We start from the raw sequence: 17,078 nt of genomic DNA on the forward strand, positions 1-17,078 counted from the left end.
TCACCAGACATCCACCCCTCACCCGCAGGAGCACTATGAACCGGCCGTCGACATCCGTAGGCCTCGTCATCGCGGTCATCGCCGCAGCCACCTTCGGCACATCGGGCGCGCTCATCAAACCCCTGTTCGAGGCGGGATGGAGCCCCGCGGCGGCGGTCACCGTGCGGGTGCTCATCGGCGGAATCGTGCTCGCGCCGTTCGCCCTCTTCACCCTGCGCGGCCGCTGGTCGGTGCTCTGGCGCGGGCGGTGGCGCGTGCTCGGCATGGCGCTCGTCGGCGTCGCGGGCACGCAGCTCGTGTACTTCGCGGCGATCCAGCGAATCCCGGTGGGCACCGGCATCCTCATCGAGTACATGGCGCCGCTGCTGCTCGTCGCCGTGGCCTGGGCGATCACCCGGCATGTGCCCAAGGCCGTCGTCCTCATCGGGTCGGTCGTCGCGCTGGCCGGGCTCGTGCTCGTCGTCTCCCCGGGAGGCGCCGGCAGCTTCGACCCGATCGGCCTCGGGTTCGCGGTGCTGGCCATGATCGGCTGCGCGATCTTCTACGTGATCGCCGCACGGCCCAGCGAGGGGCTGCCGCCCGTCGCCCTCGCCGCGGCGGGCCTGCTCATCGGAGGAACGGCACTCGGGCTGGTCGGCCTTGTCGGGATCGTGCCGTTCACCACCTCGGCCGACGACGTGACGATGTTCGGCAGCGAGGTCGCCTGGTGGATCCCCCTGCTGCTCGTCGGCGTGATCTCTACCGCGATCGCCTACGCCGCGAGCATCACCGCGAGCGAGATCCTCGGGTCGCGGATCGCATCGTTCGCCGGCCTGCTCGAGGTCGTCGCGGCGACGTTCTACGCCTGGCTGCTGCTCGGCGAACAGCTCACGCTGCCGCAGTTCATCGGCGGGGCGCTCATCCTCGTCGGCATCGGATTCGTGCGGTCGGAGAAGACGGATGCCGCGGAGCTGATCGCCGAGCCCGATCCGGCGGCGCCGCTCACAGCCTCGGGCGCCCGCCCGGGCGCGGCGCCGGAGCCGGAGCGCGAGTCTCCACGTCGATGATCTGCACCGCCGAGTATGCCGACGGGTAGGACACCTCGTCGAAGACGCCCATCAGGTGCGGCGGCGCGTACCGGGGGTCCTTGCGCCGCCGAGCGCGCGTCTGGGCCCGGAACCACACGGGCCAGACCAGCGCGGTGATGCCGGCTCTGACGAGCGCGACGGTGATGAGTATCTCCATGCGGCCTCCTCGTGACGAGCCTAGACACTCCACTCCCGACGAGCATCGCCCACGAGGATGAGACGCTCGGCGGCGCTGAGAACCGTTACGAGGTCGAGAGCACGGAGAGCACGTTGCCCGCCGGGTCGCGGAACCAGGCGATGTCAGGCCCCTCGCCCTTCACCACTCCGCGGGAGTCGCCCACGCCGGGGTAGATGTCGGTCTTCACGCCCCGCGAGTTCAGGTCGTCGACCGCGGAGTCGACGTCGTCGACCTCGAAGTTGAGGATCGTGAAGGATGCTGGCTCGTGGTCCGGCTTGACGTAGGCGAGCACCGTCGCCCCGCTGTCGAGGTTGAGCTCGAGGAATCCCATGTCGTTCTCGGTGACGGCGAGACCGAGCGTCTCGCCGTAGAACTTCTTCGCGGCGGCCGCGTCGTCGATGGAGAAGCCGCTGAAGGCTCCGCTGGGTGTGAACATCACTGTTCCCTTCGGTGGAGTGCAATGTGGTCACTGTCCACATTGCCGGGTCGGGGGTGATTAGTCCACCCCCGAGGACGCAACTCTTCGCGAGCCGGACGGCGCGAGCCGAGCCGCTACGCGGCCGGCGCGTAGTGGCGGCGCAGGAGGGCGCGCTCGACCAGCGTCCACGTGGTGGTCACAGTGAGGTACACGGTCGCGGCCAGTGGCACGAGCGCGGCGAAGAGCACGGTGATGAACGGCAGCCAGCTCAGCACGGAGTTCACCCGCGCCATGGCCGGAGCCGCGTCATCCGCCGGTCGGTTGAAGGCGAGCGCCACGCGGCGCGACGTGAACGCCACGGCAGCGATGACCACCAGCAGGGCGGCGTAGACGAGAAGCTCCGGCCCGATCGCCCCGGTCGTGAGGAGGTGCGTGAACGAGCTGGCCAGCGGCGCGCCGAAGAGGTTCTCGGCGAGGAGCCCGTTGTCGTGCCCGTTGATCGTCGGCAGGATGAACAGCCCGTAGACGATCGAGAGCACGGGCGCCTGTGCGAGTGCGGGCAGCACGCCCGCGATCGGGCTCGCCTTCTCACTCGTGTAGAGCTCGAGCATCTTCTTCTGCAGCAGCTCCGGGTTCTTCTTGTATTTCTTCTGCAGTTCCTGCAGGCGCGGCGCGAGACGACGCCGGGTGAATTCGGCGCGCACCTGCGAGGCGCCGACGGGGATGAGCAGCAGGCGCAGGGCGAGAGTGATGATGACGATCGCCAAGGCGGCACTCGCGCCGCCGGCGATCGGGTCGAGAGTGTGCTGCAGGCCGGCAACGACGCCGTAGGCGGCGTCGAGTACGGCGGCGATGGGTCCGAAGGTATAGATGTCCACGGTGAAGGTGTCCTCGCGTTGGGAGTGAATGGGGGCCGTGTGGCCGCGCATCCGCTCGACAGCGAAGGACTACGCGACCGCGGTGGCCTGCGAGGGGGCTCGGGTGCGGGGGCGTCCGGCGGTGTCCGGATGCTGCGGCTCGGGCATACCCACGAGCGACTGTCGGTGCTCGCGGGCGCGCTCGCCCACACCGATCTCGTGCGAGCGGATGACGACGGCCGCGTAGCGCGCGGCGAGAACCGCGGAGACCGCGAGTGCTGCGAGCCCGGCGAAGACGAGCGACGCCGGCTCGGACTGGGCGACGGACAGCACGAGAACGCTCATGGTGAGAACCATGAGCAGTCTCTCGGTCAATACGCGCACCTGCCAAGGCTACCGCGCCGGTGGCAGACTGGTGGGATGACCAGTTCACAGCACCAGCCCATCCGCGTCGCGATCGTCGGCGGCAGCGGCAAGGTCGCCAGACAGATCATCACGCAGCTGCGTGCGAGACGTGACGACGCCGTCGCGATCTTCCGCAACCCCGACCGCTTCGACGAGCTCGCCGAGCTCGGCGCGATCCCCATCGCCCTCGATGTGGAGACCGCGACGGTCGAGCAGCTCGCCGCGGTGCTGGTCGGCGCCGACGCCGTGGTGTTCTCGGCCGGCGCGGGCGGAGGCGACCCCGCGCGTACCCGATCAGTCGACTTCGACGGTGCCGTGAAGACCCTCGAGGCCACCCGCGCCGCCGGGGTGCGACGCTTCGTGATGGTATCTGCGATCCACGCCGGCGGCCCGATCCCGGTCGACGAAGACAACTCGATGTTCGTCTACTACCAGGCCAAGCACGACGCCGATGTGGAGGTCGAGGCCTCGGGCCTCAACTGGACGATCCTGCGCCCCGGGTCTCTGACGGATGACGCGGCGACCGGCCGCTTCACGGTCGGCGACACCGTTCCAGACGGCTCCGTCTCCCGCGCCGACGTGGCCGCCGCCGTGATCGCAGCGATCGACGACCCGCGAACCGTGGGCCACGCCTGGGAGCTCACCAACGGCGACCGGTCCATCGTCGAGGCGGTAGCCGAGCTCGTCGACTAGGCGAGGCTGTAGCCGAGCGGGTCAGCTAACCCCCGCCCGCGCCATCCGCGCTCCCGCCTCGGAGGCGAATGCCGCGAATCCGGGGTTGTCTACGATCGCGTAGTCGACGCCGGCGGGGATCCAGGCGAGCGCGCCCAGCATCTCCTCGTAGCTGCGGCCGCCGAACGGCCAGCGGGTCTCCCCCGGTCCTGCTGCGACGGCACCCTCGGCCCACGCGCCGAAGTACTCGCGCATCGTGTCGAGCGGCAGCTGCATCACCACCGCCGCCTCGAGCCGCGGGGCGATCGAGCCGACCGCCACCGCGACGAACTCCGCGGCGTCGGCGGCCGGCAGGTCACGCTGCTCGAAGTGCACGCGCGTGCCGAAGAACCGGCTCATGCGGTCGACCCGGAAGGTACGCCAGGCGTCGCGCTGCCGGTCCCAGGCGACGAAGAACCAGTGCCCGTTCGACGCCACGAGCGAGTGCGGCTCGACCACCCGGTCCGACTCGAGGCCGCCGCCCGCCACGTAGTGGAACCGGATGCGCTCGGTGTCGCGGCAGGCGAGGGCGAGCTGGCCGAGGAGCTCGGTCGAGACCTCGGCGCCGCGCGGTGTCGCCGGCTGGAGATGCCCGGTGAGGGCGGCGACCCGCTGGCGCAGCGCGGCTGGCAGCACCTGCTCGAACTTCGCGAGGGCGCTCAGGGTGGTCGTCTCGCCATCGGCGAGGCCCAGCCCGGCCGCGAGGCGCAGGCCGATGGCCATCGTCACGGCCTCGTCGTCGGTGAGCAGCAGCGGCGGCAGCTGCGATCCCGCCTCCAGCCGGTAGCCGCCGGCGGCCCCGCGAGTCGCCTCCACGCTGTAGCCGAGCTCCCGCAGGCGGTCGACGTCGCGCCGTAGCGTGCGCTCCGTCACCTCCAGCCGTCGGGCGAGCTCGGGACCGCTCCACTGCCGATGGGTCTGCAGCAGGGCGAGCAGCGAGAGCACGCGCGAGGTCGTTTCGGCCATGCTCCATGTTCGCAAACTATCAGGACAGAAAGCGACCTGATTGGGTCGTACGTTTGCCGCATGACGACATCGACCATGATCAGGGCCCGCGGGCTCACCAAGCAGTTCACCGTGAAACGCGAACGCGTCGACGCGGTCACCGACCTCGACCTCGACGTCGAGGGCGGCGAGCTCGTCGCCTTCCTCGGCCCGAACGGAGCCGGAAAATCGACGAGCCTCAGAATGCTCACCACCCTCCTGCCGCCGACCTCCGGAACCGCGCGGGTCGCCGGGTTCGACGTGCTCGCCGACCCGGCGGAGGTGCGGCGGCGCATCGGCTACATCGGCCAGGGCAACAGCGCGGGCCACGCCCAACGAGTGCGCGACGAGCTTGTCAGCCAGGGCGCGTTCTACGGCATGAACCGAGCCCACGCGGCGGCCAGGGCCGACGAGCTGCTCGAGTCGCTCGACCTCGCCCCGCTCGCCAAGCGCTCCGTGACCGCACTCAGCGGCGGCCAGAAGCGGCGGCTCGACATCGCGCTTGGGCTCATCCACTCGCCCGAGATCCTCTTTCTCGACGAGCCGTCCACCGGCCTCGACCCGCAGAGCCGCGCAAACCTGTGGCAGCACATCCTCGACCTGCGGCGCACGCACGGCACCACGATCTTTCTCACCACGCACTACCTCGACGAGGCCGACCAGTTCGCGGAGCGGATCGTCGTTATGGATCACGGCAGGGTCATCGCCGACGACACGGCCTCCGCGTTGAAATCGACGCTCGCCGGCGACGTCATCACCCTCGGCTTCCAGAGCGAGACGGATGCCACGGCAGCGAGAACCACGCTCGAGCGGGTCACCGGGGCCGCGCCATCCGTCGTCTCCCCCACCCGCCTCGCCGTCACGGTGCCCGACGGCGACCGTGTGCTGCCGCTCGTCGTGCGGGCGCTCGACGCCCTCGCCACCGCCGCGCTGCGTCAACCCACCCTCGACGACGTGTTCCTGTCGCTCACCGGGCGCAGTCTGCGCGAGGACGCCACCACCGCACCGTCAGAACGAGAAGCAGAGAAGGTCAGCGCATGAGCACCACGACATCACCCGCCCGCGACACCTGGAACGTCGCCGTCCGCGAACTGCGGCCGGTCGTGCGTGACCCGTTCTCGCTCATCTTCAGCCTGCTGCAGCCGATCGTGTTTCTCGGCCTGTTCGGCCCGTTGCTCGTGGGCGGCTCCGACCAGCCCGCCGGAGAGACCCTGCAGTGGTTCGTGCCCGGCGTGCTCGTGATGATCGCCCTGTTCGGGGTCGGGGTGACGGGCTCGAACCTGCTCTTCGAGATGCAGACCGGCTCGCACGAGCGCACCCTCGTCGCGCCTCTCTCGCGGTCGTCTCTGCTGATCGGGCGCGCGCTCAAGGAGATGGTGCCGATCATCGTTCAGGCGGCCGTGATCGCTCTCGTCACGATCCCGTTCGGGTTCACTGTGAACCTGGCCGGCATGCTCGTCGGACTCGTGCTGCTGTCGCTGTTCGGCCTCGGTTTCGGTGCGCTCAGCTACACGCTGGCGCTCGCCAGCCGCAACCGCGACTGGCTCTTCTGGGGCGTGCAGCAGGCCACGATCTTTCCGCTCATGATCTTGTCGGGCCTGCTGCTGCCGCTCGACAATGGTCCGGAGTGGATGAGGGTCGCTGCGGCACTCAACCCCGTGCGGTACGTCGTCGACGCCGAACGCGCCCTCTTCGCGGGCGACTTCGGCTCGCCGAGCGTGCTCTGGGGTTTCGCCGCCGCCGCGATCCTCGCCGTCGTCGGCCTCGCCGTCGGCATCCGTGCAATGAAGCGCAGCAACTAGAGAAGAGGAAGGCAACACAATGGACTGGAAGATAGAACTGCTCTCCGTGCCCGTCTCCGACATCGACAGGTCGAAAGACTTCTACGTCAAGCTCGGCTTCAATGCCGACCACGACACTCAGGTCGACGAGAATCTGCGGTTCGTGCAGCTGACCCCGCCCGGTTCCGCGTGCTCGATCGTGCTCGACAAGAACATGGGCGGGAGTATGGAGCCCGGCTCGCTCGAGGGCATCCAGTGCGTCGTCGAGAGCGCGGACGCCGCCCTGCAGCAGCTGCAGGACGCCGGCGTCGAAGCGCGCGGCGTGCAGGATTTCGCCTGGGGCCGGTTCGTGTTCTTCACCGACCCCGACGGCAACGGCTGGGCGTTGCAGGAGCTGCCCGACTACTCGGCGATGCAGCCGAGCTAGCCGGGGGCCCGCAGCGCGAATGGCCGGCCGTCCCCAGCGGCCGGCCATTCGATCGTCGTTCTACTCGAAGGGCCAGACGGGTCGGATCTCGATCTGACCCGCTCTGGCCATCGGGTGCCTGCGCGCGATCTCGATCGCCGCTTCGAGGTCGGCCGCCTCGATCACGTCGAACCCCGCGATCCAGTCGACGCCCGTCGCCACCGCCCCGGGCGACGTGACGACCTCGCCGCCGCGCACCTTCACGACCGTTGCGTCGGCCGCCGGACGGAGTCGGTTTCCGTGGATCCGTGCGCCGCTGCCGTCGGTCTCCGCGACCCACGACCGGGCGTCCGCCTCGAATTCCGGACCCACGTCGGTGTCGTCCGCGTCGGCGATAAAGAACAGAAACTCCATTGTCTTCTCCTTCGGTTGCATTATGTTTACAGTGTCCACATGAGAGGAGTCAAGAGGCGGTGTCCAGCCGCTTGGCGCACACGGCCAGGAGCGCGGAGAACAAACGGCCTCCGTCACGTCGAGAGTGCACTTGAGCGCCGGAAACCGCGCGCATTCGGGCGACAATTGCACTTCGGGACGCGGGCGCGGCCGAGGTGTCGTGCTGGAGCGGAGGCGCATGGGCGCGGATGAGCGCCGGATGCAGCTGAGTGGCCACGTGTGGCGGGCGGCCTGCAGCTCTCCTAGCCACAACTGGCCAGTCAGGGCGGAGAACGGGACTGATGAGGTGGCGTCCAGCCGCGCGATGCACACTGGCACGATGCGAAACAGAATGAAGCCCGTCGAGCCCGCTCCCGGCCAGGAATCCGTCTGGGACTACCCGCGCCCACCCCGCCTGGAGCCCACGGCGGAACGCGTCATCATCGCACTCGGCGGCACCGTGATCGCCGAGACGACCGACGCCGTGCGCGTGCTGGAGACGAGCCATCCGCCCGTCTACTACGTTCCGCGGGCCGCGTTCGCGGCGGGCGCGCTCGAACCAGCCGCCGGTTCGAGCTTCTGCGAGTTCAAGGGGGTGGCCGGCTACCTCGACGTGCGCGGCGGCGACGCGGTTGCCGCCGGCGCCGGCTGGTTCTACCCGCAGCCGAGCGCGGGGTTCGAGGCGCTCGTCGACCTGGTCGCCATCTACCCCGCTGCCATGGACTACTGCGAGGTCGACGGCGAACGTGTGCGCCCGCAGGCCGGCGGGTTCTACGGTGGCTGGATCACCGACCGCGTCGTCGGACCGTTCAAAGGCGAGCCCGGCACCGCCGGCTGGTGAGCCGTGCGTAGGCTTGCGGCATGATCGTTCTGCGCCGTCTCCGCATCGGCGCAGTCGCCGTTCTCGTCGTGCTGGTGCTCCTCGTCGTGGGGTTCCTGGTGTGGGCGAACATGGTGATGCAGGGCGACCGCGACCGCGCGATCGAGGTCTGGACGAACGACAGGGTCGCCGTGACCAGCACCGAGCATTCGGTCGTGATCGAGCCGACGGGGGTCGCATCCGGCGTCGGCCTCGTCTTCATCCCCGGCGCCAAGGTCGACCCGTACGCCTACATGTTCAAGCTGTCAGGCATCGTGGAGAGCACCGGCGCCACGATCGTGATCACCAAGCCGACGCTCAACCTGGCGTTCTTCGACCAGCGTCCGCTCGACACCTTCACCGCCGACGCGCCCGGCGTCGACAGCTGGTTCGTGGGCGGGCACTCGCTCGGCGGGGTGCGCGCCTGCATGCTGGCCGACTCCCCCGACGTGACCGGCGTGATCCTGTTCGGCAGCTACTGCGCGAACGACCTGACGGAGTCTGGGCTCGAGGTGCTGAGCATCGCCGGCAGCCGCGACGGCCTGAGCACGCCGGAGAAGATCGCCGACGCCCGTCTCCTGCTTCCGACGGACGCCGAACTGGTCGAGATCGAGGGCCTCAATCACGCGGGGTTCGGCGACTACGGCGCGCAGCCCGGCGACCGCACGGCCACCATCTCGAGCGACACGGCACGCGACGAGATCACCGACGCGCTGGCCGGCGTACTCGCGCGCTGAACGTGCGGGCACCTGCCGCGCGCCGAAACGCGATAGCGTCACTGCAGACGCAACAGAACAGAGGCCAGCGCACATGATCTTCGAAATCGGCGAAACCGTCGTCTACCCCCATCACGGAGCGGCCACCATCACCGCCGTCACGACCCGCACGATCAAGGGCGAGGAGAAGAAGTACATCACCCTCACCGTGCACGGCAGCGACCTCTCGATCGAGCTCCCCATCGACAACGCCGAGCTCGTCGGCGTGCGCGACGTCATCGACGACGCGGGTGTCGAGGCCGTCTACGTGGTGCTGCGCAGCGAGGCCGAGGAAGAGGTCAGCAACTGGTCGCGCCGGTTCAAGGCCAACACCGAGAAGATGGGCAGCGGCGACGTGTACCGCGTGAGCGAGGTCGTACGCGACCTGTGGCGCCGCGACCAGCGCGCCGTGCTCTCGGCCGGCGAGAAGCGGATGCTCATCAAGAGCCGCCAGATCGTCGTCTCCGAGCTGACCCTCGCGCTCGCCTCGAGCGAGGAGGAGGCGATCGCCGCCCTCGACGCCGTGTTGGCGACGAGCATCCCCGCGGTCGAGGCGGAGACGGTCGCCGCCCCCTAGCTCGTCACTTCTCCTTGGGGATGAAGATCCAGAGCGCCAGGTAGATGATGACCTGGGGGCCTGGGATGAGAACGGATGCGACGGTGAGCACTCGCACGAGCGTCACCGACCAGCCGAATCGATTGGCGATGGCGGCGCAGACGCCCGCGATCATCGCGCCGGACTGGGGACGTACGAGTGTGCTCATGGCTCCAGTCTGGCCGACGCGACGGCGCACGTCATCAGGGTTAACCCCCGGAGCCGGCGGCGGCTGCCCTGAGCGGAAGTCATCCGAGCGGATGAGCAGCCACGTGCCCGGAGTACTACAGGACGCTCGCGCCCCGGTGATGGTCTGGGAACATGAGACTATTGCTCGTCATCGACTACAAACTCGGCTACCTCGGCGGCGCACAGACCGCCTTCACACAGCAGGCCCTCGCCTTGGCCGCGGCGGGTCACACGGTGACGGTCGCGGCCCCGGACGCCTCCACCCACGCCGCGCTCCGTGGCGCGGGGATCCAGACCTGGGACGCGCCATTCCGCCTCGTCATCCCCGGCGCCGACCTCCCCCTCGTGCGCAACTCGCGGCGCCTCCGGGCAGCGGTTGCGTTCCTCCTGCGCCAGCAGCGCACAGACCTCGTGCTGGTGCACTCCGAGTTCGGCCTCAGCGCAGCGGCGCTGCAGGCGGCTACGGAACAGCGCGTACCCACGATGCACACGGTGCACACCTTCTTCTGGCAAGGCCCGCGGGCCGCATGGCTGGCGGCACCCCTGATCACGGCGGCACACGCCGCGCTCACGGGGCACGCGTCGGCCCGCGTGCGCCTCGCGCCCCGCCGGCTCGACAGCGCGCTGCGCGGAATGACGCTCGCCGCCGCCCGGGCCGCCGACCTGGTCGTCTCGCCGTCGCACCATCAGGCCGTCGCGCTGCGTGCGGCCGGGCTGGACTCGGTGCTGGTGCTCTCCAACACCAGCACGGAGCGGGCGACGGGCGCTCGCACGGGCAGACCGCTCCGTCTGCTCTGGGCCGCGCGCTTCGCGCCGGAGAAGCGGCTCGACGTGGCGCTCGACGCCATGGCCATCGTGCAGCGCACGCTCGGCGAGGGCGCCGTGCAGTTGGCGGTGGCGGGCGGGTCGCCGCCCCGTCGGCCGTACGCGTCGTCGATCGTGTTCCACGGGCGGCTGGCGCCGTCGGCGGTGCGGGCGCTCATGGATGACGCTCACGCCTGCCTGATCACCTCCGTCGGCTTCGACAACCAGCCGATGGTCGCCATCGAGGCCTTCGCCTCGGGCGCCCCGGTGATCGTCTCCGATCCCGCCCTGGCGATCGAGTTCGGCGATGCGGCGATCACCACCGGGCAGCCGACGGCCGAAGCCCTGGCGCGGATCATCGTGTGCATCGCCCGGGACCGCGGGATGCTCGACACCGCCTCTGCCGCCGCACGCGCGTTCTCGCACGAGGCGACTCCCGCGCGGCACGCGGCGCAGATCGAACGGGCGTTCCTCGGGATCGCCGCCGCCGCGCACTAGGACGCCCAAGCCGCTGCGGGCTGTGCTGCCGGCGCCTACCTCGCGGCGGCGGCCTTCGGCTTCTTGGTGAACAGCGTCTCGGCCTCCTCGAGCGAGAGCCCGTTCGTCTCGGGCACGACCTTGAACACGAACGCGAACGACAGTCCGGCGAACAGCGCGTACAGGCCGTAGGTCAGCACCAGCGACACCGACGCGAGCGGTGGGAACGACACGGTGATCGCGAAGTTCGCGATCCACTGCGCCGCCGCGGCGACACCGAGTGCCCGTGCGCGGATGCGGCTCGGGAAGATCTCGCCGAGCAGCACCCAGACCACGGGTCCCCAGGATGCACCGAAGCTGACGACGAAGACGTTCGCGGCGACGAGCGCGATCGGCCCCCACGCCCCGGGCAGGCTCGGCTCGCCGTCGACCTGCACCGACTGGCTGAACGAGATCGCCATGGTGGCGAGAGCCGCGGTCATGCCGACCGAGCCGAACAGCAGGATGGGGCGGCGTCCGACACGGTCGACGAGGGCGATCGCGACGAAGGTGACGGCGATGTTGGTGACGGCGGTCGCGACGGAGATGGTGAGCGAGTCGCTCTCCTCGAAGCCGACCGACTTCCAGAGGGTGGTCGAGTAGTAGAAGATCACGTTGATGCCGACGAACTGCTGGAACACCGACAGGATGATTCCGACCCAGACGATCGGCTTCAGGCCGAAGCGGTCGCCCCGCAACGCGCCCTTCTTCGATCCGTGAGCGTCGTTCTCGATTCCCGAGCGCATGTCGCGGATGGCGCGCTCGACGTCGTCGTTCGGCCAGAGCCTCGCGAAGATGCCGCGCACCTCGTCGTCGCGGCCCTTGAGCACGAGGAAGCGTGGCGACTCGGGCAGCTTCAGGGCGATGAGGCCGTAGACGACGGCGGGCAGGATGCCGGCGAGGAACATCCAACGCCACGCCTCGAGGCCGAGCCACAGCTCCTGGCCCGCTCCCCCGGCCCAGCCCGCGAACAGCGTGTCGGAGAGCAGGGCGGCGAAGATGCCGATGGTGATGGCGAGCTGCTGCAGCGAGCCGAGGCGTCCGCGCAGGTTCTTCGGCGAGATCTCGGCGATGTAGGCGGGCGCGATGACGGAGGCGATGCCGATGCCGAGGCCGCCGACGAGGCGCCACGCGATGAGGTCCCACACGTTGAACGCGAGCCCCGTTCCGACGGCGCTCACGAAGAACAGGATCGCTCCGACGAGCATGGCCGGGATGCGGCCCTTCCAGTCGGCGAGGCGCCCCGCGACGTAGGCGCCGACGGCACACCCGATCAGCGCGCTCGCCACGGCGAAGCCCGTGAGCGACTCGGAGAGCCCGAACTGCGTCTGGATCGGGTCGACGGCGCCGTTGACGACGGAGGAGTCGAATCCGAAGAGGAAACCGCCCACCGCGCCGGCCACCGCGAGTGCGATGACCTTCAGATTGGTGCCGGGCCGTGCTGTGGTGCTGGACATCGTTCGCTTCTTTCGTGTGGTGATTGTTCATCACCACGCTGGAACGACGCGTACGACTCTACCCCCGCGTCAGCTCCACGACGTCGGCCCGGTCGAGCCGGCCGCGTATCCGTCGAGCGGCACGTCGCCCCGCTTCCAGGCGGCCACGAACGGGGCGAGGATGCGCCAGCACTCCTCGGCGACGTCGCCGCGCACCGAGAGCGTCGGGTCGCCGTCGAGCAGGCCCGCGAGCACCTCGCCGTAGGCGCTGAGCTCCCCCGCGCCGAGATCGGCGGCGAGAACGACGCGCTCCAGCTCGAACGGGTCGTCTTCGCCGTTGACCATGAGGTCGAGCTCGAGGGTGGCCGGCTTCATCGAGATGCGCAGCTGCACAGGCCCCTTCGGCCCGTGCAGTCCCACCGGCAGGTGCGGCACGTCACGCAGTGTCACCACGATCTCCTGCCGCGCCGCGCCGATCGCCTTGCCGGAGCGCAGCACGAACGGAACACCCGCCCACCGCCAGTTGTCTACGGCGAGTACGACCTCGGCGAGCGTCTCGGTGCCCAGCTCCGGGTCGACGCCCTGCTCGTCCGTGTACGCGGGCAGCTCCCGGCCGGCGATCGTTCCCGCCGTGTACCGGCCGCGGTGGCTGGAGGTGCCGTCCTTCTCCCACGAGCGGGTCGCGCGCAACAGCTGCGCCATGCCGCCGCGCAGGTCGTCGGCGTCGACGCTCGCAGGCGGCTCCATCGCGGTGAGGGCGAGCACGAGCAGCAGGTGGCTCTGGATCATGTCGACCAGCGCCCCGGCCTTGTCGTAGTAGCCGGCGCGTCCCTCGAGGGCGAGCTGCTCGTCGAAGACGATCTCCACCTTCTCCACGTTCGACGCCGAGAACAGCGGCTCGATGATGCGGTTGGCGAAGCGCAGACCGAGCAGGTTGAGCACGGTCGACTTTCCGAGGAAGTGGTCGACGCGGAACACCTGCTCCTCCGGCACGAGCTTCTCGACCCGACGGTTGAGCGCCTTCGCGGTGGCGAGGTCGGTGCCGAACGGCTTCTCGAGGGCGAAGACGATGCCCTTCGGAAGGTCGAGCTTCGCGAGCGCCTTGACGACGAGGATCGTCACCGCGGGCGGCAGGGCGAAGTAGAGGGCGACGCGTCCGGTGGCGGCGGCGAACGCGCGCTGCAGGTCGTCGGCGTTCGTCGCGTCTCCCTGGAGATAGACGGATGCCTCGGCGACGGATGTGCCGAGCGCAGACTTCTGCGCCTCGAACGCGTCCGTCACCCTCGACGTCCACGCGGCATCCGTCATCTCTCCCCTGTCGACGCCGATGAGGTGCACGCTCTCACCGCGGGTGGAGGCGAGCAGCGAGGCGAGGCCGGGGAGCAGCAGACGTGACGTGAGGTCTCCGCCTGCGCCGAGGATGATGAGCGTTTCGATGCGTTCGGTCATGCTGCCGACTGTAGTGCGCCGTGCTGACCGGCTCGCTACCTGGCCGCCTTCTTGGCACTGCCCTTGGGGGGCAGTAGGGTGTTGGCCTCCTCGAGCGACATGCCGTTGGTCTCGGGCACGAAGCGCATGACGAAGAGGAAGGAGAGCGCCGCGAAGGTCGCGTACATGCCGTAGGTGAAGACCAGCGAGAAGGACGCCAGCGGAGGGAACGTGACGGTGACGAGGAAGTTCGCGATCCACTGTGCGGCCGCCGCGATGCCGAGCGCGCGGGCGCGGATCCTGGTCGGGAAGATCTCGCCGAGCAGCACCCAGACCACGGGTCCCCAGGATGCACCGAAGCTGACGACGAAGACGTTCGCGGCGACGAGCGCGATCGGCCCCCACGCGCCGGGCAGGCTCGGCTCGCCGTCGACGATGTTCGCCTGGCTGAACGCCAGCGACATGGTGGCGAGCGACAGCGCCATGCCGGTCGAGCCGAAGAGCAGGATGGGCCGTCTGCCCACACGATCGACCAGTGCGATAGCGACGAAGGTCACCGCGATGTTGGTGACCGAGGTGAACACCGAGATCGTGAACGAGTCGCTCTCCTCGAAGCCGACCGACTTCCAGAGGGTGGTCGAGTAGTAGAAGATCACGTTGATGCCGACGAACTGCTGGAGGACCGACAGGATGATCCCGATCCAGACGATCGGCTTCAGGCCGAAGCGGTTGCCGCTCAGGGCGCCCTTCTGCGAGCCGAGCTTGTCGGTCTCGATGGCGTCGCGCATCTCGCGGATCGCGCGCTCCACGTCGTCGTCGGGCCACAGCCGCGCGAAGATGGTGCGCACCTCGTCGTCACGTTCCTTGAGCACGAGGAAGCGCGGGGACTCGGGCAGCCGCCAGGAGATGAGGCCGTAGACCACCGCAGGCACGGCCCCGGCGAGGAACATCCACCGCCACGCCTCGAGCCCGAACCAGAACTCCTCGCCCGCGCCGCCCGCGCCGTTGGCGAACAGGGCGTCGGAGAGCAGCGCGGCGAAGATACCGATGGTGATGGCGAGCTGTTGCAGCGATGCCAGCCGGCCGCGCATGTGCTTGGGCGAGATCTCGGCGATGTAGGCCGGGGCGATCACCGAGGCGATGCCGATGCCGAGGCCTCCGACCAGTCGCCAGAAGACCAGATCCCAGACGCCGAAGGCGAAGCCGCAGCCGAGCGCACTCACGAAGAACAGGACCGCGCCGATGAGCATGGTGGGGATGCGGCCCCACCGGTCGGCGATGCGGCCCGCCACATAGGCTCCGACCGCACAGCCGAGCAGAGCGCTGGCGACGGCGAAACCGGTGAGCGACGCTGAGAGGTCGAACTGGCCCTGCACCGCGTCGACGGCGCCGTTGACCACCGAGGAGTCGAAGCCGAAGAGGAAGCCGCCCACGGCGCCCGCCACCGCCAACGCGATGACCTTGATACTGGTTTTCGGAGGTGCGGTCGTCATCACGTTCCTTTGCGTCGACATCGGCGGGACGAGACCACGATAGAACTTCGGTCTTTCGTGACGAAGGCATTGCGCGCTGTGCCCGCACGGCCTAAGCGCCCGACGAGCCGCGCCCGGTGCGCGGCGGTGGCATGATGGCGGATACCGCACCTGACCCGGCTCGAAGGGATCGCGCTCATCGATATCGTCACCGCCATCATCTGGATCGTCTCCTTCGTTCTCGTCACGGTGACGGTGACCGGCCTGTCGGGTCGCGTCGGCTGGTCGGCGCCGGTCGCGCTCGTCGCCGTCGGCGCGGTCGCGTCGTTCGTGCCCGGCATCCCCGAGGTCGTGGTGGAACCCGACCTCGTGCTCTACGGCATCCTGCCGCCGCTGCTGTTCGCCGCCGCCATCCGCACCCCGCTCGCCGACATCATCGCCAGGCGCGACAGCATCTTCGTGCTCTCGGTCGGCCTCGTCGCGTTCACCGTTGTGGCGGTGGGCTTCTCGCTGTGGTGGCTCGTTCCCACGGTGGGGCTCGCAGCCGCCTTCGCGTTCGGCGCCGTCGTCGCCCCGACCGACGCTGTCGCCGTTACCGCGATCGCCGGCCGGCTGAAGCTGCCGCGCCGGGTGGTCACCGTGCTCGAGAGCGAGAGCCTGCTCAACGACGCTACGGCGCTCGTGGCGTTGAACGCGTCGATCGCCGCCATCGTCAGCGTGCTGCATCCGACCGAGGTCGTGGGAGAGTTCGCGGTCGCCCTCGTCGGCGGGGTCGGCGTCGGACTCGTCGTCGGCTACGTGCTCTCGGCGATCCGCAAGAGGCTGCGCTCCGCCGTGCTCGACACGAGCCTGTCGCTCGTGATCCCGTACGTCGCGTTCATCCCCACCCAGTTGTTCGGCGGGTCTGGCGTGCTGGCGGTGGTGGTCGCCGGCCTGTTCCTCGGGCAGCGGTCGCCGCTCGTGCAGTCGGCCGAGGCGCGCATCGCCGAGTCGATCAACTGGCGCACGGTGCGGTTCCTGCTCGAGAACGCGGTCTTCCTGTTCATCGGGCTCAGCCTCGCCGGCATCCTCGCGGGGATCGAGACGTCGGAGTTCGGCGTGATGGAGATCGCGATGCTCTCCCTCGCGATGCTGGGCGTGCTGGTGGTGTCGCGCTTCGCCTTCGTGCTCGCGAGCACGGTGTTCTACCAGTACGGTCCGCGCTTTGTGCGCCGCCGGGCCTGGGGGTGGAAGACGTCGATAGCGGTGTCGTCGGCGGGGATCCGCGGTGTGGTGACTCTCGCCGCCGTGTTCCTGCTGCCGGACGAGACGCCGGAACGAGAGCTGCTGCAGTTTCTCGCCTTCGTGGTGGTGGCCGGCACGCTCGCCGAGGGTCTGCTGCTCCCCCGGATCATCCGCGCACTGAGGCTCCCTCCCCCGGATGCGACGCAGGAGCGCGTCGAGAAGTTCAACCTGCTGGTGGAGGCGCAGAGCGCCGGGCTCGCCCGGCTGGAGCGGGAGACCACCACCGATGTGAGCGACGAGGTGATCGCCCGGCTGCGCATCAACGCGGAGTTCCTCAGCAGCGCGATCGCGCAGGAGGCGCGCGCCGGAGCGGAGCCCTCCCCGGCCGCCTACGCCCGGCTGCGACGCGTCATGATCGAGGCAGAGCGGGCGGCCGTGCTGCAGGCCAGAGCCGAGGGGCGCTATCAGGAGCGTGCGGTGCGCGACGTGCTGCGCAGCATCGACGCGGAGGAGACGGCGCTCACGGCGCACCACCCGAAGGCGGAGTGACTGCGTCGCGTG

Annotated in this window: 20 protein-coding genes; 10 read left to right on the plus strand and 10 right to left on the minus strand. The window is 69.5% G+C overall.

The genetic code is table 11. The annotated features are described in order from the left end of the window. The first annotated feature begins 35 nt into the window (after nucleotides 1-35). Nucleotides 36-1,046, plus strand: a complete 1,011-nt coding sequence (locus ABIE21_RS07050) for an EamA family transporter (RefSeq protein ID WP_354024063.1) — start codon at nucleotides 36-38, stop codon at nucleotides 1,044-1,046. On the opposite strand, the gene ABIE21_RS07055 is transcribed toward ABIE21_RS07050, so the two are convergent. The 4 genes from ABIE21_RS07055 to ABIE21_RS07070 form a co-directional block, all read right to left on the minus strand. Then, nucleotides 982-1,224 (minus strand): hypothetical protein, encoded by a 243-nt coding sequence (locus tag ABIE21_RS07055; RefSeq protein WP_354024064.1) that lies wholly within the window; start codon nucleotides 1,222-1,224, stop codon nucleotides 982-984. The two genes, ABIE21_RS07050 and ABIE21_RS07055, sit on opposite strands and share 65 nt — an antisense overlap. 85 nt (nucleotides 1,225-1,309) lie before the next feature. Continuing rightward, complete coding sequence (locus ABIE21_RS07060; protein WP_354024065.1) at nucleotides 1,310-1,681, minus strand: VOC family protein; 372 nt, start codon at nucleotides 1,679-1,681, stop codon at nucleotides 1,310-1,312. 116 nt (nucleotides 1,682-1,797) lie between these two features. After that, nucleotides 1,798-2,541, minus strand: coding sequence for a YidC/Oxa1 family membrane protein insertase (locus ABIE21_RS07065; protein ID WP_354024066.1), 744 nt, complete (start codon nucleotides 2,539-2,541; stop codon nucleotides 1,798-1,800). A gap of 69 nt (nucleotides 2,542-2,610) precedes the next feature. Next, the gene (locus tag ABIE21_RS07070) at nucleotides 2,611-2,904 is read right to left on the minus strand and encodes a DUF6412 domain-containing protein (RefSeq protein ID WP_354024067.1); all 294 of its coding nucleotides are present in this window, start codon (nucleotides 2,902-2,904) and stop codon (nucleotides 2,611-2,613) included. Between the two features lie 36 nt (nucleotides 2,905-2,940). On the opposite strand from ABIE21_RS07070, the gene ABIE21_RS07075 reads away from it, so the two are divergent. Then, on the plus strand, nucleotides 2,941-3,618 hold the full coding sequence (locus ABIE21_RS07075; RefSeq protein ID WP_354024068.1) for an SDR family oxidoreductase: 678 nt from the start codon (nucleotides 2,941-2,943) through the stop codon (nucleotides 3,616-3,618). Nucleotides 3,619-3,639: 21 nt separating this feature from the next. Here the strand turns inward: ABIE21_RS07075 and ABIE21_RS07080 are convergent, their stop codons facing one another. Beyond that, on the minus strand, nucleotides 3,640-4,602 hold the full coding sequence (locus ABIE21_RS07080) for a helix-turn-helix transcriptional regulator (protein ID WP_354024069.1): 963 nt from the start codon (nucleotides 4,600-4,602) through the stop codon (nucleotides 3,640-3,642). 60 nt (nucleotides 4,603-4,662) lie between these two features. Between ABIE21_RS07080 and ABIE21_RS07085 the strand changes: the two genes are divergently transcribed. The 3 genes from ABIE21_RS07085 to ABIE21_RS07095 are packed head-to-tail and all read left to right on the plus strand — an operon-like array spanning nucleotide 4,663 to nucleotide 6,828. Then, nucleotides 4,663-5,661, plus strand: coding sequence for an ABC transporter ATP-binding protein (locus ABIE21_RS07085; protein WP_354024070.1), 999 nt, complete (start codon nucleotides 4,663-4,665; stop codon nucleotides 5,659-5,661). Then, nucleotides 5,658-6,422: an ABC transporter permease gene (locus tag ABIE21_RS07090; protein WP_354024071.1), complete on the plus strand. Its 765-nt coding sequence runs from the start codon at nucleotides 5,658-5,660 to the stop codon at nucleotides 6,420-6,422. The genes ABIE21_RS07085 and ABIE21_RS07090 overlap by 4 nt, the downstream gene beginning before the upstream one ends. 19 nt (nucleotides 6,423-6,441) lie before the next feature. After that, on the plus strand, nucleotides 6,442-6,828 hold the full coding sequence (locus tag ABIE21_RS07095) for a VOC family protein (protein ID WP_354024072.1): 387 nt from the start codon (nucleotides 6,442-6,444) through the stop codon (nucleotides 6,826-6,828). 60 nt (nucleotides 6,829-6,888) lie between these two features. Here ABIE21_RS07095 and ABIE21_RS07100 read toward each other — a convergent pair whose 3' ends face one another. Then, the gene (locus ABIE21_RS07100; protein WP_354024073.1) at nucleotides 6,889-7,221 is read right to left on the minus strand and encodes a YciI family protein; all 333 of its coding nucleotides are present in this window, start codon (nucleotides 7,219-7,221) and stop codon (nucleotides 6,889-6,891) included. Between the two features lie 358 nt (nucleotides 7,222-7,579). Between ABIE21_RS07100 and ABIE21_RS07105 the strand changes: the two genes are divergently transcribed. The 3 genes from ABIE21_RS07105 to ABIE21_RS07115 all read left to right on the plus strand — a co-directional run bounded on the left by ABIE21_RS07105 (nucleotide 7,580) and on the right by ABIE21_RS07115 (nucleotide 9,430). Continuing rightward, complete coding sequence (locus tag ABIE21_RS07105) at nucleotides 7,580-8,080, plus strand: DUF427 domain-containing protein (RefSeq protein WP_354024074.1); 501 nt, start codon at nucleotides 7,580-7,582, stop codon at nucleotides 8,078-8,080. A 20-nt stretch (nucleotides 8,081-8,100) separates the two neighbouring features. Next, on the plus strand, nucleotides 8,101-8,835 hold the full coding sequence (locus ABIE21_RS07110) for an alpha/beta hydrolase (RefSeq protein WP_354024075.1): 735 nt from the start codon (nucleotides 8,101-8,103) through the stop codon (nucleotides 8,833-8,835). 73 nt (nucleotides 8,836-8,908) lie between these two features. Next, nucleotides 8,909-9,430 (plus strand): CarD family transcriptional regulator, encoded by a 522-nt coding sequence (locus ABIE21_RS07115; RefSeq protein ID WP_354024076.1) that lies wholly within the window; start codon nucleotides 8,909-8,911, stop codon nucleotides 9,428-9,430. A 4-nt stretch (nucleotides 9,431-9,434) separates the two neighbouring features. Here ABIE21_RS07115 and ABIE21_RS07120 read toward each other — a convergent pair whose 3' ends face one another. After that, entirely contained in the window at nucleotides 9,435-9,617 is a 183-nt protein-coding gene (locus ABIE21_RS07120) for a PspC domain-containing protein (RefSeq protein WP_354024077.1), read from the minus strand. Between the two features lie 152 nt (nucleotides 9,618-9,769). Between ABIE21_RS07120 and ABIE21_RS07125 the strand changes: the two genes are divergently transcribed. Further along, on the plus strand, nucleotides 9,770-10,939 hold the full coding sequence (locus ABIE21_RS07125; RefSeq protein ID WP_354024078.1) for a glycosyltransferase family 4 protein: 1,170 nt from the start codon (nucleotides 9,770-9,772) through the stop codon (nucleotides 10,937-10,939). 35 nt (nucleotides 10,940-10,974) lie between these two features. Here ABIE21_RS07125 and ABIE21_RS07130 read toward each other — a convergent pair whose 3' ends face one another. The 3 genes from ABIE21_RS07130 to ABIE21_RS07140 form a co-directional block, all read right to left on the minus strand. Further along, nucleotides 10,975-12,414, minus strand: a complete 1,440-nt coding sequence (locus tag ABIE21_RS07130; RefSeq protein WP_354024079.1) for a sugar porter family MFS transporter — start codon at nucleotides 12,412-12,414, stop codon at nucleotides 10,975-10,977. 69 nt (nucleotides 12,415-12,483) lie between these two features. Further along, complete coding sequence (locus ABIE21_RS07135) at nucleotides 12,484-13,842, minus strand: glucose-6-phosphate dehydrogenase (protein ID WP_354024080.1); 1,359 nt, start codon at nucleotides 13,840-13,842, stop codon at nucleotides 12,484-12,486. 35 nt (nucleotides 13,843-13,877) lie between these two features. Beyond that, nucleotides 13,878-15,314, minus strand: a complete 1,437-nt coding sequence (locus ABIE21_RS07140; protein ID WP_354024081.1) for a sugar porter family MFS transporter — start codon at nucleotides 15,312-15,314, stop codon at nucleotides 13,878-13,880. Between the two features lie 228 nt (nucleotides 15,315-15,542). On the opposite strand from ABIE21_RS07140, the gene ABIE21_RS07145 reads away from it, so the two are divergent. Beyond that, nucleotides 15,543-17,066, plus strand: coding sequence for a Na+/H+ antiporter (locus ABIE21_RS07145; protein ID WP_436232309.1), 1,524 nt, complete (start codon nucleotides 15,543-15,545; stop codon nucleotides 17,064-17,066). Nucleotides 17,067-17,078: the final 12 nt, after the last annotated feature.

Source organism: Conyzicola nivalis (genome assembly GCF_040548875.1).
GTDB lineage: Bacteria > Actinomycetota > Actinomycetes > Actinomycetales > Microbacteriaceae > Conyzicola > Conyzicola nivalis_A.

Bases quoted from the DNA above. Each gene is read 5' to 3' on its own strand.
- ABIE21_RS07050 (WP_354024063.1), top strand. From the start codon at position 36: ATGAACCGGCCGTCGACATCCGTAGGCCTCGTCATCGCGGTCATCGCC.
- ABIE21_RS07055 (WP_354024064.1), bottom strand. From the start codon at position 1,224: ATGGAGATACTCATCACCGTCGCGCTCGTCAGAGCCGGCATCACCGCG.
- ABIE21_RS07060 (WP_354024065.1), bottom strand. From the start codon at position 1,681: ATGTTCACACCCAGCGGAGCCTTCAGCGGCTTCTCCATCGACGACGCG.
- ABIE21_RS07075 (WP_354024068.1), top strand. From the start codon at position 2,941: ATGACCAGTTCACAGCACCAGCCCATCCGCGTCGCGATCGTCGGCGGC.
- ABIE21_RS07080 (WP_354024069.1), bottom strand. From the start codon at position 4,602: ATGGCCGAAACGACCTCGCGCGTGCTCTCGCTGCTCGCCCTGCTGCAG.
- ABIE21_RS07085 (WP_354024070.1), top strand. From the start codon at position 4,663: ATGACGACATCGACCATGATCAGGGCCCGCGGGCTCACCAAGCAGTTC.
- ABIE21_RS07090 (WP_354024071.1), top strand. From the start codon at position 5,658: ATGAGCACCACGACATCACCCGCCCGCGACACCTGGAACGTCGCCGTC.
- ABIE21_RS07095 (WP_354024072.1), top strand. From the start codon at position 6,442: ATGGACTGGAAGATAGAACTGCTCTCCGTGCCCGTCTCCGACATCGAC.
- ABIE21_RS07100 (WP_354024073.1), bottom strand. From the start codon at position 7,221: ATGGAGTTTCTGTTCTTTATCGCCGACGCGGACGACACCGACGTGGGT.
- ABIE21_RS07105 (WP_354024074.1), top strand. From the start codon at position 7,580: ATGCGAAACAGAATGAAGCCCGTCGAGCCCGCTCCCGGCCAGGAATCC.
- ABIE21_RS07110 (WP_354024075.1), top strand. From the start codon at position 8,101: ATGATCGTTCTGCGCCGTCTCCGCATCGGCGCAGTCGCCGTTCTCGTC.
- ABIE21_RS07115 (WP_354024076.1), top strand. From the start codon at position 8,909: ATGATCTTCGAAATCGGCGAAACCGTCGTCTACCCCCATCACGGAGCG.
- ABIE21_RS07120 (WP_354024077.1), bottom strand. From the start codon at position 9,617: ATGAGCACACTCGTACGTCCCCAGTCCGGCGCGATGATCGCGGGCGTC.
- ABIE21_RS07125 (WP_354024078.1), top strand. From the start codon at position 9,770: ATGAGACTATTGCTCGTCATCGACTACAAACTCGGCTACCTCGGCGGC.
- ABIE21_RS07130 (WP_354024079.1), bottom strand. From the start codon at position 12,414: ATGTCCAGCACCACAGCACGGCCCGGCACCAATCTGAAGGTCATCGCA.
- ABIE21_RS07135 (WP_354024080.1), bottom strand. From the start codon at position 13,842: ATGACCGAACGCATCGAAACGCTCATCATCCTCGGCGCAGGCGGAGAC.
- ABIE21_RS07140 (WP_354024081.1), bottom strand. From the start codon at position 15,314: ATGACGACCGCACCTCCGAAAACCAGTATCAAGGTCATCGCGTTGGCG.